The following is a 13,556-nucleotide window of genomic DNA, read 5'->3' as shown; positions in this document are numbered from 1 at the left end:
TCGGTGGGTGGAATTCGGCCCGCGTGCTCGCGCGTGACCAATCCCCGGCTTCGGGGATCACAAAGACAGAAGGCCCGCTTTGCCTTTTGAGGGGCAGCGGGCCTTCATCGTCTGAGATGTCAGGGGGGAGGAGTCCCCTGCCCTACCAGTCGCGTGCGAACATGATGGTCAGCACGCGCATGGTGGTCGCGGGATTGTCCGGAGCCTCGGCCCCATAGCGGAAATCCGAATCCGCTTCATACAGATCGATTTTCCAGAACACCGTCTCACCCCGGATCTCGACCGCCCCGAAATCGTGCCATCCCTCTGGGTCATTCTCGAGCTCAAAGGTGGCAAACTCACCGGTGGCTTTCACCGCCTCGGCCATAAAGCCGTCACCGGCCTCCATGATCGAGCGGGTGACATGCATCCGGCCCTGGATGGGCTGCGCGGGCGGCACTCCAAGGCACGCGAGCTTGCGGAACGCGTCGTTCTGCGCGGCGATCACACTCGGATCCGGGCAGTCTGTCTGGGGCTGTGCAGTGATGGTCATAGGGCTCTCCTTTGAGAAGTTGAAGCACCCTTCCCAAAGCCTGCTTTTTCTTTTCCGCTTGGCGGACGGAGCCAGACAGAACCAACACGTCCCGCACTACTTCAGAAGTCCGCTGTGTGGACTAAGCAGACTCTGGACCATCAAGTACCGAAGGCTTTGGTCACATTTGTCTATGAGCGAGGGAACAGACCGAAAAGAAGCAAGCCGCTCAATTGTATCGCCGCGAACACCAGAAGCACCTTCCGGTTAAAGCTGTAGCTTTCGTGAGTTGGGTCACGCAGTTCCAAGTGGTTAAACGGTTGCACGAAAAAATGCCTGTAGAAAGTGAAGACCATGAAGCTGAAAAATGCTATCAGCCAGACGCCTTCTGCGAGCACCCTAGCGTATTGATACAGCATTCTTCATATCTCCTATTGTCGAGTGATACTCTACATGTCCGACACCGTCGTACAACGGCTCCCTCCCGACGTTCGGTACAAAGCGCATGAAGATCGGCAGCGCGGGACAAAGTCGCATGTAGCAGATCAGATTCAGCCCGACAGCAAAAGCATGGAGTTAGTGGTCGCGCTTGCGGGAAAGTCGATGAATGACATCTATCACACTAAGGCATCCAAGGAAAAATCCGACAGCAATCACTCCGGTTGGGTAAGCGATTTTATCCACTCCTGATAAAGCTACCAAGAGACCTCCGCAGAAGAAGAAGATAACCTGCGTCCACTGATAGCACGCCATCCATTTCTCTTTCTTGGAGGTGGACGGATATGCGAACTGTCGGTTCACTTGACTGTTAAAGATCAGTTTTTCCTTGTTCCGGCCCATATGTGCCAAGGTCAAAAATGATCCCACCAAAAATGCAGCAACCGCTGCCAGTTGAAGCCCCAAAATGGATGAGCTGAAAAGAACAACAGTCAGTGCGATAGAAAGCAGACAGAGTTGAACCGCAATTATGGTCCCAAACCTTCCGCGAAGTGACACGATGAACATGATGCTTTCAACTCCAAGATAATCGGTTTTTAGGAAGTGAAACTGACATGATTAAGGCAATCTCGCGAGGCAAGACCGTCTCCCACCCAACAATACTCCGGTAGGGATGGGCTCCAAGCCGCCATGCGGCGGTGCAGCGATTTATTTGTCAGGCGGCCTCGGCGCTCTCCCCTGCCCTGCCCTTCTCAGATCTGGAAATCAGATAGTCGCAGGCGCGCTGTGCATCAGCCGCGTGCTTGAAGATCGCTGTTTTGTCAGAGCTCAGGACGCGCAGCCAGTTGTAGAGGTAGGCGGCATTCATCTCGAGCGTATGGGCCGTGAAGCCGAGCGTCTGACCCAGGAAAACCGAGGTCAATTCCGCGACGATCTCCTCGCGCGCATAGGACGTGTTGCCAAACTTCGAGAACCCGAAATCACGGTTCAGTCGATGGGGGGCTTTCGTGGCATGGGCCAGCTCATGCGCCCAGACCCCGTAGAAATTGCGCGGGTCATGGAACCGCGTGATGGACGGCATGTAGACCTTGTCCACGGGTGGCAGATAATAGGCTTCCGTTCCCGTGAAGACGGTCGTGATGTCGATGGCGTCAAAAAACGCCTGCATATGCGGGATGGGCTCGGACGGCGGATGCTCGGGTGCTGGCTCCGGATCGGGTAAGAAGCTGTCGGGCAGGCCCTCGATCTGGCAGGCATTGAACACGCGATAGGATTTCTGGAAGCGGAAGATCCGGGCCTCCTCGGAACGATCATCGTTCTCCCTGTGCTGATCCTCATCGCCGGCGTCTTTCCGGCTTTGACCATAGTAGACCACGACGGAGGATTTCTCTCCCTTGCGCACCTTTGCGTCCAACGCATTGGCCTGCGGCAGCGTCATCCAGAAGGGCGAGCTGTGGCCGGCCATCACGGTCCGCATGGTCAGCAGGAAGTTGTTGACCCCCTGGTAGGGCTCACCGCCCACGCGCAGGGGGCGAGAGCTGCCACCTGCGGTCCAGGGCTTGCGCCATGGCAGGACGCCGCGCTCGATGATGCGAATGATTTCGTTCGTGATGACCTCGGAGGCATCGAGTTTGGGCGTGCGGGATCGGGCCATGGCTGGCCTCCTTTCGTGTGTTGGTGAAAAGATTGGGGACCAGGTTGACTGACGGGGCCGCGGATCGTTGGCGACCTTCGCGCCAAGCTTTTCGACCATGTCGATGTAGGTGGTCAGCGAGACGGGCCGGCCGGCACCTGAAAGGTCAGGGTCGACAGATCCGCCCCGAGCCACCAGCGGCAGGTTAGCGAAGGCGATGACATCGGTGACGGGTCGAATATCGATAAACGGGGTCCCTCGTGCGACCGCAAGTGCGGCCAAGGGAAAGCGCTCGATCGGCGCGAAACTCGATACGGTGTTCCAACCGAGATGGAGGAACGTCCCATCCTCCCCGCAAATCACGTGCGCGTTTGGCAGAGTCGCAGCCTGCCTGAGATAGCCGAGATCGCGGAGAACGGCTTTCCGCTCGAGCCGCCGTGCCAGCTCCGTCTCGCCGGTTCGGCGCAGTTCTCTATGCCGCCACCAGGAAGCAGCGGTCGCGGGCAACACGCGCAAGACACCTGTTTGCATGGGAATGCCCTTCATCAGGAACGGCAGACCGGAACCCGGCCCGGACCCATCTGAGGGACCCCAAAGGCCCTCATCCGTCAGTCACAAAACCCGAAGGACACTTTCACTTTTCGTGGACCAAACCCATGAAACACCCAACCGCCACCGAACAGTACTAGTACGACGGGATCAGAACTTCCAAAGGGCCCATCGGCTAGACCTGTGGCGGCTCCTTCTTCACGAGATAGCCCAAACCGCTCAATCGGCCCGCAACTGCCAACTTCTTCATAAAGCGTGCTGATGCTTTGGCTTCCCGCCGATGTAGCGGATCGGCACCCTGGAAAGGGAAACCATGTCGATGATGGCTGTTATGGGCATAATTTCTCATCGCGAACACTAAAACACAATAACCCATTGTTATTAAAACGCTTTCATCCACCGGATGGATCAGATCATTCCGCAGCCAACATCAAAGTACTCTTTTGAAGAGTTCGGGTGTCATGAAATCAAGAGATTAAGTTGCACCCGCTGTTCTGCGATGTCCTCGCGGCCCACTACGACCAAATCAGTGGAACGCGGGACCGCTGGCAACCAGCTGCTGCGCTTGAGGAACCGATTGCCTCGCTGGTCATGTCGCCATTATCGAAGTGACCGAGAAGTTACCGGCTCCCCGCGCACGGGAATTCGAGGATCGAGCCCTTGGTCAAACGGTTTTGCCAACCATCGATCGTCTGCTCCTTGTGCGCTACCGCCCGTAGCCGCGATATCATGCAACAGACATCCACAACCTACCTCTCAGGCATTAGCACCGATGAAGGCCAAGGGAATATCCGAGGCCAGGACCCAAATCGCCGTTAGCAGGCGCCGGATAGCGTAGAGCCAATTGTTGAGGGTATTCATCATCAGATCTCAGACATCGAAAAGGGCAGGGGCCGCGGAGGCGCGCAACTGCTAGGAAGGCTACAGCGCAACGCTCTGTATGTTCTTCACTAGCCGCCTTTGCGCTACTAGCAGCGATGGTCACCAGCTGAGGTTTTACCATGATGATCGGGATGCCCTCGTCATCAGATCTTCGCCGCGACGAAGGCGAAAGCCACTTTCACGATCTCAAAAACCGCCACACCTCAACCCCCTAACTTTTCTCTCTCGAACACCGTTTGTGTGCCGAGAGCCTACTTAACAGCTGTTAAGTTATGCCATGCCAGCCGCACGAGATCGGAGTTTAACAGCTGTTAAGCCGCGTTCCGCCGGCCAATCAATGCCATGACCATTGGGCCACAGGAAAACTCGCCTGCCGCAGCTTTGGCAGTCAGAGCTCGCAAGTATCCACCAGGCGATCTTATGTCGGCGAAGCGTTCCAGCATGGCAGCAACGACGATCGACGCTTGCTCCGGACCCATGAACCGCTGTGCTTCTTCCCATGCAGACGCACTGATGCCCATGGCTGGCCGCACATGGCACGCCGCATCGAAGAGCTGGTGCCAATGCCGGATCTCACCTTGGTAGAAGGTCTTGAGCGAGGGACATGCCGCGATCACTAGGTGCAGCGGGATCTTTGGCAGGTGTCTTGTGTCCTGTTCATCAACGTCAGCCACCGGCTCATTCGTATCCACATCTGGCACACCCGCTGCCGCCCCGCTTTTTTCTAAAGCAGGTTCAAGATCTATAGATTCTTTATTTGAATTATGATGGTGACGCTCAAATTGGGCATCATTGGTGTTCATTTCTTCTGTTTCAGGGCCATCAATGATGTTGCGTGCCTGGTCAAGGAGAGCTTCAAGGTCGGCTCGATAAGCCGCGAGGTCCTCAACTGAAAGCTTGCGGCGAAGCGCGCGGGCTGTGAGGGCAGCCCTGTCGCGAAGCTGATCCCAGAAGCCTAGGCCTGGCTGCATCTCGTCTCCGAACTCGGCGAGTGCCGCGAGATCGCGGCGCATGAGGCTTACGACCTCTCTCAGGCGCCTGACGCGCTCCTCAGCCTCACGTACGGCCTCTGCGGCCCGTGCTATCTCCTCGGACTGACAGTAGAGCGGGGAAAGATCGAAGCCAAAGGCAACGCGGTCTTCGCCGTGCTTACGGACGTAGCGCTTCCCATTGGGGCTATCGCGCCGCTGGAGCAAGCCAGCCTCGACAAGACGCGCGAGGTGACGACGCATCGTGGAGCAGGGCATACCATTCAGGCGCTCACAGATCGCCTTGTTCGAGGGGAAGACGACCATCTCGGCGTTCCCGCCAAGCGCATCGTCCGGAAAGAAGCTGAGGAGCCCCTGCAAAACCGTCAGATCACGTTCCGAGACCCCAAAGGCCGCTTGCGCCTTGGAGAGCTCGCGCAGGAGTTCCCACTTGTTAACAGGTCTGGCTGGAACAGATGCCTCGGGTCGCTCAATGACGCGCAAATGGGCGTGCGAAATCGGCCGCATAAACGGCGAGATTGGTGTGTACTCCATGAAAATGTCCACGAAGACAAAAAATTCTAGGGCCCGCGAATCGCTTTGCGCTTGCAGGGTAGGGGCCAGAACGCTACATTCAGAAGTGCGAAAACTGAGATTTTGTAGCGGGCTGATCCCGGTGCGAAACCTTACAAAGGTCTCGTGAAGCTAGCTTCTCGGGGCCTTTTTCTTTTTGCCTGTATCGTGCCTCCTTCTTGTTGGTTGCTCTTCCTCAGTCTCCTGAACGCTTCCAGCGCTCATGAAGCTCGGTAATCAGCTTTGGGGCGTTGCCCTCCAACCAGCTGATAAAATCAGGTTCATCCGTAGTTAGATCAAGTTTGAGCTGCTTGCCTTGGCGACCGGTCTTGACCGTCGCAGCTCCAACACCGGGGATCGCCAAAGCAGGCACACCCTTTCTAGACGGGCTTGCTTTCTTCTCTGCGCTCTTCGCAGCTGCCAGAACTGCGAGAAACGCACGCTCAGAAACCTCATCGACCGAGCCGGAACTTCCGGACTTGGCTGCATGAGCTATGGCTAGCAGTTTGTCCCGATCACCGTCGTAGGCACCCAAAGCCTTTTTGAGCTCTTCCCATCTCGGGCGACCAATCCCAGGAGCTGCACCAATTGCCTGGATGAGATCCTCGCCGACCGTCCGAACGACACTCAAGAGCTGTGAAACCCCAGCTTCGTGGAGGTTAAGGACTTCGGCGACACCACGATTGGTGCGCTCAGCCCCTTCCAAATGGTCGCCGTCTAGAAGCGCCGTCGCTACAAGCGCACGTTCAATAAAGCTCAGATCACGACGCTCTTGGTTCTCGAGAAGCTGATCTCGAAGCGCTTGATCACCTTCAACCTCTGTGACGATGGCTCGAACTTTGATACCGAGTTCGCGACATGCTTCCAAGCGTCTGCGGCCATAGATCAGGTTGTAGCGATCGCCTTCCAGTGGGCGGACCAAGACAGGCACACGCTGACCGTTCTTGGAAATAGAGTTCTTCAGGCCCTCAACTTCAATCTGAAGCCTGTCATCCAACCGTCCTTCGGTAACAATCTGCGCCGGATCGATCTCAAAAACACCGCCACGCAGTCGGCGCCCTTCCAGAGCGTCAGGAGCGTTGCGAAGGGTCTGCAGCGGCAGGCCAAGTTTAGGCTTTCTTGCCATTCCGCCCCCATGTGTTCTGGATGATTTCAGCGATCTCATCGTTCACTGCGTTCATAGATTCGATCGCACGATCAAACGTTTGACGCGTGAAGTCCTTCTTGTCAGCTTCGTAGAGCGTTTGCTTGGTCAAGCCGGCATCAGAAATTGCGGTCGACTCAACCATGTGATTGGTCAGGACCGACCTCCCAAAGAGCCCGCGAATGAAGGCGATGACTTCGGTCTGTGGCGCGTCGCCGACTTTGTATCGCGTTGGCAAGAAGCGAAGCCAATCGAAGCGCAGATTTGCGCCTGCATCCCTGATTACTCCAAGGAGATCCGCAGTCATTCGCAGGAATTGGGACATCGACATAAGGTCAAGCATCTGCGGGTGAACCGTCACGAGCACACCCGAGGACGCGGAAAGTGCTGACATTGTCAAGAAACCAAGTTGCGGCGGACAGTCGATCACAACAACGTCGTAGTTCGCTTCAACACTATCGAGTGCGTCATGAACTCTCGCGAAGAACGCCTTCGCTCCGCCTCGCTGGATCGCAGCAGGCGTCTCGTGCTCGAACTCCATGAGTTCAAGGTTGCCCGGGATAAGATCAAGGCCGCGGATGTAGGTCTTGCGGATCACTTCGGCGATCGGAACGGGATCGTCATAGCGAACGGCATCATAGAGGGTTCCGCCCTCCATGAGGTCCAGTTCTGGCTGGATTCCGTGAAGAGCCGAAAGAGATGCTTGGGGGTCGAGATCGATCGCAAGAACCCTGTACCCCTTGAGCGCCAAGCGCTGAGCGAGGTGAGCAGACGTCGTCGTTTTGCCGGACCCGCCCTTGAAGTTCACCACTGAAATGACTTGAAGCTCGTCACCGTCCTGACGTCCAGGCACGTAAGTTCCAGACTTTTTTGCGTTTCCTTCAAGCGTCTGTCGGATTTCCCAGATATCGTCGAGCGTATAGCGGCGATGACTTCCAGCCGTCGTCTCGACGTCAACGATCTTTCCTTCTCGATGAAGCTTCCGAAGATAGGTATGGTCGACGCCAAGGAGCTCAGCAGCTTCGCCGCTGGTCAAAGTGCGCATCACCTTCTTTGCATCTGGTGGGAAGTGTGCAGCGCGCTGAGCATGCAGGTTCGACGCGAGAAGTTCCGCGTAGTGCCCGATGGCGATATCTAGATCCTGTTCTGCTTCGCTCATGTCTGCCCCGATCCGTGGGCGCGTTTTTTATGTGACCGCGCGTTATTTTTCGAGACTATTGCCCGAGCAGCCAGATTCGTGCAAGCACTTTCTAGATTTAGTGGCAATCTGTTAGGCAAACACAAGTGTCGTGTTCAGAGGAGCCCCAACTTTTCCGCACGCTCAAGCAGCATTTTGACCGAAGACGGCTGCCAGCTAGTGCGCCCTCGAGGGGTGCGCTCACGCATCGATTCCAGCCGGTCGCAGATCGCCTGAAGTGTTATTTCGGGGTCCGAGCCTTTGATGGCAGCCACGATAGCCGGCAGGCGGTCATCGGTTTCGCGGCGTCCGGCGCGGCCAAGCACTGCATCTGGTAGAAACCCGTCGCGGACATAGGCTTTCACAGCACGGAGTAGGCGGCTTTGGGTCCAGTGCCGGTCGTGGGGCAGGGGGCCATTAATGATTCGCAAAACATCTTCCCAGGCCATATCCGGCCGCAGGCGTCGCACGTGGGGCACCCAATCCTGCGCGGTTTCGTTCAGGCGCTCCATGTAGCCGTCCTGTCGTGCCAGCCGCACCTTGCACAGCGCGGCGGGGTCTTTGGTGCGAAGCCCAGGATTGCCACCAATGCGCCCTTTGGCGCGCGCAGAGACAAGCCCGGCCTTCGTGCGCTCACGTATCAGCGCGCGTTCGAACTCCGCCGCGGCGCCCAGAACCTGCAATGTGAATTTTCCTTGAGGGGAGGCGGTGTCGATGGGGTCCTGCAGCGAGCGGAAGAAAGCTCCCTTGGCCTCCAGACGCTCGATCACCTCCAGTAAGTGCGACAGAGACCGCGCAAGCCGGTCGATCCGCACGACGACCAGCGTATCGCCGCTCTGGACGCGTCCGAGCACCCGCGTGAGCACAGGACGCACGCGATTGCCGCCTGAGGTGTGCTCTTCAAAGATCTCGGCACAGCCCGCCGATTGCAGCGCCTCGGACTGGGGCAGGGGGGTCTGATCCTCTGTGGAAACGCGGGCATAGCCTATCAGGGACATGAAAACGGGCCGTTTGCAGTTTCATATACCGTCAATAAACGACCGTTTGTAAACGGATACAAGGGCGATCTCTGTGCCCCTGCTCAACGGAAAGCCCTTGGTTTCCATAGGCTGAGCGCGATCAGAGAGCCCTCGCCGACCATCGCCCGCGCGTGCTATATAAGAAGCGCGGGTGCACTCTGACAAAACCCTTGGGTAAAATGCAAAAACCCAGTATTTTGCACATATGAAGCCTCAAGCGCCTGCCTTTCATGATGAATCGGACGTTCTCTTTCTCGATGCTGAGGAGGTGGAACAGTCGTCCGAGGACGATCTTTGGTTCCTGCCCGGTCCCATGGAAGAGGAGCCGGATTATCTGCCGCCCGGACCGCGGGCCGAACCGCGTGAAGCCGAGGTCCTCGACGATTGGCGGAAAGCAGAGGCGGGTCATGCCGCGCGTCTTGCCCGTGTGGCCGGTCGCGTCGGCGCGCTGGACGACCGCCTGAAGCGCAGCCCGGAAGGATGGCGGCACAGGCTTGCCCTGATCGAGGCTGCCGACCTCAGCTGGTTCGCGGGTGACCGCATTGGCCCGGATCGCATTGCTATTTGGATATCCATGCGCCTGTCAGGCGTTCAAGAGGACCCCGCAGGACTGGCGCGTGTCGGTTGGGCGGTACGTCGTCTGACAGGGGGACCAGGCCCCGAGGTGGACCTTTCTGCCTTCCTCGATCGTCGCGATCCCGAGAACATGGTCGATGACGCCGAGCCTTTTGCGGATCGCGCGGGCGGTTGGCTGAACCTGATGGCGCAAGCCGCCGAGCTGCACCCGATAACCCGTGCCTGCGCGGGTTATCACCTCTGGAGCCTTGCGGGCCTTGGGCAGCAGGGCGATCGAATGGAAGCGGCAGTCACGGCCGCGCGGATCGCGGCCAGCGAGGGCAAGGGAGCAGTCTTTGCACCTCTGGCCATGGGTGGGGCAGGGGGGCTGCGCGCTGGCGGCCCACCCGCTGACCGTTTGGCGTGTTGGCTTGAGGGGATGGAGACGGCATGTCTGACAGCAATGCGGCACCTAGACGATATTGAAGCATGGTCAGCGCGGGCGGAAGCCGAAATGACACCGCTTTCGGGCAAGACCCCGCGCGCCTTGCGCGCTGTGCTTACCGAATGGCCCCTTGTCTCTGCCCCGATGGGCGAGGTCCTGACCAACGCTAGCCGTGCCGCCGTTCAACGCAATCTCGCCTGGATGGAAGCGCGAGGCTTGATCCGCGAGGTGACCGGCCAGGGGCGATTCAAGATATGGGTAGCGGCACGATCTTGAATCTTCCAGTTCGATGCATGGGAGCTTCAAGAGTTCGGGAAGTTCGTGTCATAGTTTTCAGTTTCCAGAAATCGCGTCGAGCACCGGACAGTTGGGGACTTCGGCGCCAGAACACCTGGATGCCGTTGCAGCGAGGACGGATTCGATCCGCCGGAGGTCTGCAATCTTCGCACGCACATCAGCAAGGTGGCGCTCTGTTCTCTCCTTGACGTCGGCGCAAGTCGGGGCGGCTCCGTCCTCCAGCCCCAAAAGCCCGCGAATGTTTTCCATGGAGAACCCGAGTTCCCGGGCACGCAGGATGAAGCGCAGGCGTGTGGCGTGTGCGGTGGCATAGATCCGGTAGCCGGCATTGGTCCGGGGTGGGTCAGGCAGCAGGCCCGTTTTCTCGTAATAGCGGATTGTTTCGATGTTGCATCCGGTCGCCCGGGCCAGGTCGCCGCGTGTTAAGCCGCTCTCGCGTTCGTGATCGGTCATGGGCAGGTTTCCTCTTGAGCCTGTAGTTACTACAGACCCTACACCCATCATCAACCACAGACGAGAGGTGCGCGACATGACACTGACAGACGACAGAACAGACACTTCAGCGGCGGATCGCCCCGCCCGAAAGGGTTGGCTTGCGGCGGGCGGGGTTGTGGGCGCCTTTTTCGCCTCGGCCTGCTGCATCGGGCCGCTGGTGCTTCTGACTCTCGGCATCTCGGGCGCCTGGATCGGCAACCTCACGGCACTGGAGCCTTACAAGCCGATCTTTGCCGTAATCGCGCTCGGCTTCATCGGGGCCGGGTTCCGGCAGGTGTATTTGCGCAAGCCGACCGTCTGCGAGCCTGGTTCCTACTGTGCGCGCCCATCCTCGGCGCGGATCACCAAGACCGCGCTCTGGGCTTCCCTGATACTCGTCGTCGCTGCACTCACCATCGACTGGTGGGCCCCGCTTCTCTACTGATCCCGAAAGGACACCCTCATGAAGACGATCCTTGCCCTTGTTCTGTTCGGCCTGACCGCCACAGCACCCATCACGGCCATTCCTGCCGTCGCGCAAACCGTCGCCGCCGAGCAGACCGTCACCTTCGCGGTGGACAACATGACCTGCGCGCTCTGCCCGGTGACGGTGAAGCGCGCGATGGAAGGCGTCGATGGCGTGCGCGCCGTCGAGATCGACTTCGAGGCGCGCACCGCTACTGTCGTCTTCGACACCGCCGCGACCAGCGCCGAGGCGATCGCGACCGCGTCGGCCAATGCAGGCTACCCGGCGCGCGTCTCAGGTTGACGGGATGAGCGAGCAGACCGACCGCAAGATGATCGCGACAGGGATCGTCGGCACCGTCATCGCGGCGCTCTGCTGCTTCACGCCGATCCTGGTCGTTCTTCTCGGCGCCGTGGGCCTGTCGGCTTGACTTGGCTTGGCTGGATAGACTACGTGCTGCTGCCCGCGCTGGCGTTTTTTATCGGCCTGACCATCTATGCCGTCTGGCGGCGGCAGCGGCGCAGGGCATCTCAAGAAAATGGATGAGTTCATGAAATACGAAACCAAGGCACCCACGGGCGATTTCGACCTTGCCGTGATCGGCGCCGGATCGGCTGGCTTCTCCGCCGCGATCACCGCCGCCGAGGGCGGCAAGCGGGTCGCGCTCATCGGGCATGGCACCATCGGCGGGACCTGCGTGAACGTGGGCTGCGTGCCCTCCAAGACGATGATCCGCGCTGCGGAAGCCCTCCACAGTGCGCAGTCGGCGCATCGTTTCCCGGGCCTCAGCGGAGAGGCGCAGGTTGCCGACTGGTCGGCGCTGGTTGTGGCCAAGGACGATCTGGTCGCGACGCTGCGCCAGAAGAAGTACGCCGACCTGCTGCCGGGCTACGATGGAGTGACTTATATCGACGAGGGTCCGGCGCAGCTCGTCCCCGGCGGTGTCGAAGTCGGCAGGCGCAAGATCACGGCTCCCAAGGTGATCGTCGCCACAGGCGGCAGACCCGCCGTGCCCGATATCCTTGGCATCCTCGAAGCACCGACGCTCGACAGCACGTCGCTGCTGGCGCTGGACCATTTGCCCGACAGCCTGATCTTCCTCGGCGGCGGCTATATCGGCGTGGAGCTGGCGCAGATGATGGCGCGGATGGGCACCCACGTCACCATCGTCTGCCGCTCGCGCCTGTTGCCGCACACCGAGCCGGAGGTGTCCGAGGCGCTCACGGCGACCTTGCGCGCCGAAGGCTTGCGCGTCCTAGATGGCGCGACCTACCACGCCGCGCGGCGTGATGTTGACCGCGCGGTTTTGTCCGTGACGGTGGACGGTACCGACCGCGATCTGACGGCCCACCGCCTCGTCCTGACCACGGGCCGTGCGCCCAACACCAAGAGGCTGGGCCTCGCGGAGATGGGTGTCGAGACCGACGCACGCGGTGCGATCCGGGTGGGCGACGACATGCAGACCACGAAGCCCGGCATCTTCGCGGCCGGCGATGTGACCGACCGCGATCAGTTCGTCTACATGGCCGCCTATGGCGCCAAGCTCGCGTCCCGCAACGCCGTTCTGGGCGGGACGGAGCGCTACGACAACGCATCGATGCCTTGGGTGGTGTTCACCGATCCGCAAGTGGCCGGAGTCGGGCTGACCGAAGCGCAGGCGCGTGCGGCGGGTCATGACGTCAAGACCAGCGTGCTTACCCTCGACAACGTGCCTCGCGCGCTAGCGGCCCGCGATACCCGGGGCCTGATCAAGCTGGTCGCGGATGCGCAGACCGACCGCCTGCTGGGCGGCGTCATCATGGCGCCGGAGGGAGCCGACAGTGTCCAGACGCTCGCCATGGCGTTGAAGTTCGGCATGACGACAAAGGCGCTCGGCGAAACGATCTTTCCCTATCTTACCACGGTCGAGGCGCTGAAGCTCGCCGCGCAGACCTTCGACAAGGATGTCGCCAAACTGTCCTGCTGCGCTGGATGAAACGAGCAGATTTATCCAGCTTGGACCCTCAAGCGTGTCTAAGACGAGCAAGGCAGGCGAAATGACCCCACTTTCGGGCAAGACCCCGCGCGCCTTGCGCGCTGTGCTTACCGAATGGCCCCTTGTCTCTGCCCCGATGGGCGAGGTCCTGACCAACGCTAGCCGTGCCGCCGTTCAACGCAATCTCGCCTGGACGGAAGCGCGAGGCCTGATCCGGGAGGTGACGGGGCAGGGGCGGTATCGATTGTGGCGCATGTGAGCAACCAAATGGGCACCACCAGGAGCGTTTTTGCACAAGTAGAGACAAATGGCAGCAAAGGTTCGCTGAGCACTATTGCACGGGTTACGGCAAATGTCGCGTAGCCCTTAATTGGGCTCTGCCTCAATCTGTGTGGCGGAACGGTAGCATTCTCGCCCGCAACAATTCTGGACCGGCTCGACCGTACATGG

13 protein-coding genes and 3 pseudogenes are annotated in these 13,556 nt (G+C 59.5%); 6 read left to right on the top strand and 10 right to left on the bottom strand.

The genetic code is table 11. The features are described 5' to 3' along the window. Positions 1-142 precede the first annotated feature (142 nt). From RBB18_RS19250 to RBB18_RS19210, 9 genes and pseudogenes are all read right to left on the bottom strand, one after another. Positions 143-532 (bottom strand): DUF3768 domain-containing protein, encoded by a 390-nt coding sequence (locus RBB18_RS19250; protein ID WP_306112103.1) that lies wholly within the window; start codon positions 530-532, stop codon positions 143-145. 170 nt (positions 533-702) lie between these two features. After that, positions 703-930, bottom strand: a complete 228-nt coding sequence (locus RBB18_RS19245) for a hypothetical protein (RefSeq protein WP_306112102.1) — start codon at positions 928-930, stop codon at positions 703-705. A gap of 157 nt (positions 931-1,087) precedes the next feature. After that, positions 1,088-1,516 (bottom strand): hypothetical protein, encoded by a 429-nt coding sequence (locus RBB18_RS19240; RefSeq protein WP_306112101.1) that lies wholly within the window; start codon positions 1,514-1,516, stop codon positions 1,088-1,090. A gap of 148 nt (positions 1,517-1,664) precedes the next feature. Further along, on the bottom strand, positions 1,665-2,603 hold the full coding sequence (locus RBB18_RS19235) for an ArdC family protein (RefSeq protein ID WP_306112128.1): 939 nt from the start codon (positions 2,601-2,603) through the stop codon (positions 1,665-1,667). Positions 2,604-2,645: 42 nt separating this feature from the next. Next, positions 2,646-3,128, bottom strand: a pseudogene (locus RBB18_RS19230) (hypothetical protein); the annotation flags it as partial. Positions 3,129-4,324: 1,196 nt separating this feature from the next. Further along, positions 4,325-5,536 (bottom strand): plasmid replication protein RepC, encoded by a 1,212-nt coding sequence (gene repC / locus RBB18_RS19225; protein ID WP_306112100.1) that lies wholly within the window; start codon positions 5,534-5,536, stop codon positions 4,325-4,327. Positions 5,537-5,750: 214 nt separating this feature from the next. Further along, positions 5,751-6,680, bottom strand: coding sequence for a plasmid partitioning protein RepB (repB, locus tag RBB18_RS19220; RefSeq protein WP_306112099.1), 930 nt, complete (start codon positions 6,678-6,680; stop codon positions 5,751-5,753). After that, positions 6,664-7,857 carry a plasmid partitioning protein RepA gene (repA, locus tag RBB18_RS19215; protein ID WP_306112098.1) on the bottom strand — a complete coding sequence of 398 codons (1,194 nt, stop codon included), beginning with the start codon at positions 7,855-7,857 and terminating at the stop codon, positions 6,664-6,666. The genes repB and repA overlap by 17 nt, the downstream gene beginning before the upstream one ends. Before the next feature lie 134 nt (positions 7,858-7,991). Continuing rightward, positions 7,992-8,873, bottom strand: a complete 882-nt coding sequence (locus RBB18_RS19210) for a recombinase family protein (RefSeq protein WP_306112097.1) — start codon at positions 8,871-8,873, stop codon at positions 7,992-7,994. 226 nt (positions 8,874-9,099) lie between these two features. On the opposite strand from RBB18_RS19210, the gene RBB18_RS19205 reads away from it, so the two are divergent. Then, entirely contained in the window at positions 9,100-10,170 is a 1,071-nt protein-coding gene (locus RBB18_RS19205) for a hypothetical protein (RefSeq protein WP_274594672.1), read from the top strand. A 57-nt stretch (positions 10,171-10,227) separates the two neighbouring features. On the opposite strand, the gene RBB18_RS19200 is transcribed toward RBB18_RS19205, so the two are convergent. Continuing rightward, positions 10,228-10,644 carry a helix-turn-helix domain-containing protein gene (locus RBB18_RS19200; RefSeq protein ID WP_057796971.1) on the bottom strand — a complete coding sequence of 139 codons (417 nt, stop codon included), beginning with the start codon at positions 10,642-10,644 and terminating at the stop codon, positions 10,228-10,230. 76 nt (positions 10,645-10,720) lie between these two features. Between RBB18_RS19200 and RBB18_RS19195 the strand changes: the two genes are divergently transcribed. From RBB18_RS19195 to RBB18_RS19175, 5 genes and pseudogenes are all read left to right on the top strand, one after another. Continuing rightward, positions 10,721-11,110 (top strand): mercuric transporter MerT family protein, encoded by a 390-nt coding sequence (locus RBB18_RS19195; RefSeq protein ID WP_057796974.1) that lies wholly within the window; start codon positions 10,721-10,723, stop codon positions 11,108-11,110. An 18-nt stretch (positions 11,111-11,128) separates the two neighbouring features. Continuing rightward, on the top strand, positions 11,129-11,434 hold the full coding sequence (locus tag RBB18_RS19190; RefSeq protein WP_057796972.1) for a heavy-metal-associated domain-containing protein: 306 nt from the start codon (positions 11,129-11,131) through the stop codon (positions 11,432-11,434). Positions 11,435-11,438: 4 nt separating this feature from the next. Beyond that, positions 11,439-11,677, top strand: a pseudogene (merF, locus tag RBB18_RS19185) (mercury resistance system transport protein MerF). 4 nt (positions 11,678-11,681) lie between these two features. After that, positions 11,682-13,106, top strand: coding sequence for a mercury(II) reductase (gene merA / locus RBB18_RS19180; RefSeq protein WP_144435656.1), 1,425 nt, complete (start codon positions 11,682-11,684; stop codon positions 13,104-13,106). Positions 13,107-13,164: 58 nt separating this feature from the next. Next, a pseudogene (locus RBB18_RS19175) lies at positions 13,165-13,365 on the top strand (hypothetical protein); the annotation flags it as partial. Between the last annotated feature and the right edge of the window lie 191 nt (positions 13,366-13,556).

It is taken from the genome of Roseovarius sp. MMSF_3298 (genome assembly GCF_030733705.1).
Taxonomy (GTDB): Bacteria; Pseudomonadota; Alphaproteobacteria; order Rhodobacterales; family Rhodobacteraceae; genus Roseovarius; species Roseovarius confluentis.
Note: the sequence above shows the minus strand (reverse complement) of the source record. Positions and strands in the feature narration are given on the sequence as shown.